The sequence below is a fragment of the Okeania hirsuta genome (genome assembly GCF_003838195.1).
GTDB lineage: Bacteria > Cyanobacteriota > Cyanobacteriia > Cyanobacteriales > Microcoleaceae > Okeania > Okeania hirsuta.
Window position 1 is genome coordinate 1 of sequence record NZ_RCBY01000572.1, and the last position, 1,476, is coordinate 1,476.

The window sequence follows — 1,476 nt, forward strand, 5'->3', positions numbered from 1 at the left end:
GCGAATGCCTCAGAATTAAATCGATAAAGACTAGCTGGTCTACCAGCACCTCGTGATGTTTTTACTCCAGTATCAGATAAGAAAGCTAACTTTAATAGTCTGGCACGAAAATTAGAATAATCTGAAAAATTGTCTCCTAAAATAGTTGTATAAAGTTGATACAATTCCCCTAAAGTAAACTGCTCTGGTAAAACATCAAAAGCAATAGGACTATATTCAATTTTATTGCGTAATCTAGAATATCCATACTCAATAATTTTTTTATGGTCAAATGCTAACTGAGGAATTTGTTCAATAGGATACCAAGCAATACCTGTTACTCCATCGGCAATTAATTCTGCTTCTTCAAATCTCACTAGGGCAAAATAACTGACTGATAAATATCGACAATTATAAATAGATTCTCTGGGGTCGCGACCAGGACCGCCAAAACTATATAATTGCTCTAAATATAGATTTTTTACCTTAATTTTTTCCGCTAAAATTCTGTAAGCTGCTGCTTCTAGAGATTCTCCTTGTATTACTAATGTACCTGGCAAACTCCAGTAATTAATAAATGGTTCCTTTTGCCGCATTACTAATAAAACCAATAAGCGGTTTTGTTGAGCATCGACAGAAAAAATTACGTTATCTACTCCTACTTTAAAATCTGCTTTATTATTTACACTTTTTCTATAGTCGCGTCCTGGCATTTGTATAACTGCTCCCGATATATATAATCTTTAATGGGAGGCGTAATAATTGCTGGGTCTCCTTGCTCTCGATATGCGGATGAGGAAACATTAGGAACTTCTAAAGAAGCTATTTTTACTCCTGTATTTAGTTCTCTTAACTTTTGCAAATCTGCCTCTTCTATTGTAATACCTTTTCGAGGTACAACTAATAATCCTACTTTCTGCAAAAGTTCTTCTACTTTATACCAATTTGGTAATTGTTTGACTAAATCTGAACCTACTACTAAAGTAAATTCAGCATTATGCCATTTTTTTCTAGCACGTTCAACGGTTTCTATAGTACGACGACTACTTAATTCTGAATTGAGAGAAATATTGTTTTTATTAGAGTCAATATTTTCAATCAAAATTGATAACATTGCCGAACGTTGTTTGAGGGGTATTTTATGTGATTTAAAGGGATTATCTGATGCCCAAACTATTACTTGATCGAAGTTTTGAGAGAGCCATTTAATAATTGTTTCATGTCCGGATGTTGGTGGATCGGCACTTGTACCGAATAAAGCAATTTGAGTCATTTTTTTTGATTTTATATAAGTTCCTAAGTCGGACATTTTTCTAATATATAGCAATATGATTTTAGTTGTGAGATATTGGATACTTTTGTTTTAGGTAATAGGGAACAGGGAATAGGGAATAGACTAATATATATAAATAAGATAACTGCTATATTCTATACTTTCAAGGAACACCTCAATTCTCACATCTGATTCCTGATGGCTATAGCAGTTTCTAAACGAGT

The 1,476-nt window shown here is 33.2% G+C and carries 2 protein-coding genes; both read right to left on the reverse strand.

Annotated elements, in window-relative coordinates:
* On the reverse strand, positions 1–692 hold a 692-nt coding region (locus D5R40_RS32930), incomplete at its 3' end, for an NUDIX hydrolase (RefSeq protein ID WP_134239676.1).
* Positions 662–1,252, reverse strand: a complete 591-nt coding sequence (locus tag D5R40_RS32935) for a nicotinate-nucleotide adenylyltransferase (protein WP_124145566.1) — start codon at positions 1,250–1,252, stop codon at positions 662–664. The genes D5R40_RS32930 and D5R40_RS32935, both read right to left, overlap by 31 nt.
* Positions 1,253–1,476 lie beyond the last annotated feature (224 nt).

Excerpts from the sequence above, each read along its gene's own strand:
- D5R40_RS32935 (WP_124145566.1), bottom strand. The coding sequence starts at position 1,252 with ATGACTCAAATTGCTTTATTCGGTACAAGTGCCGATCCACCAACATCC.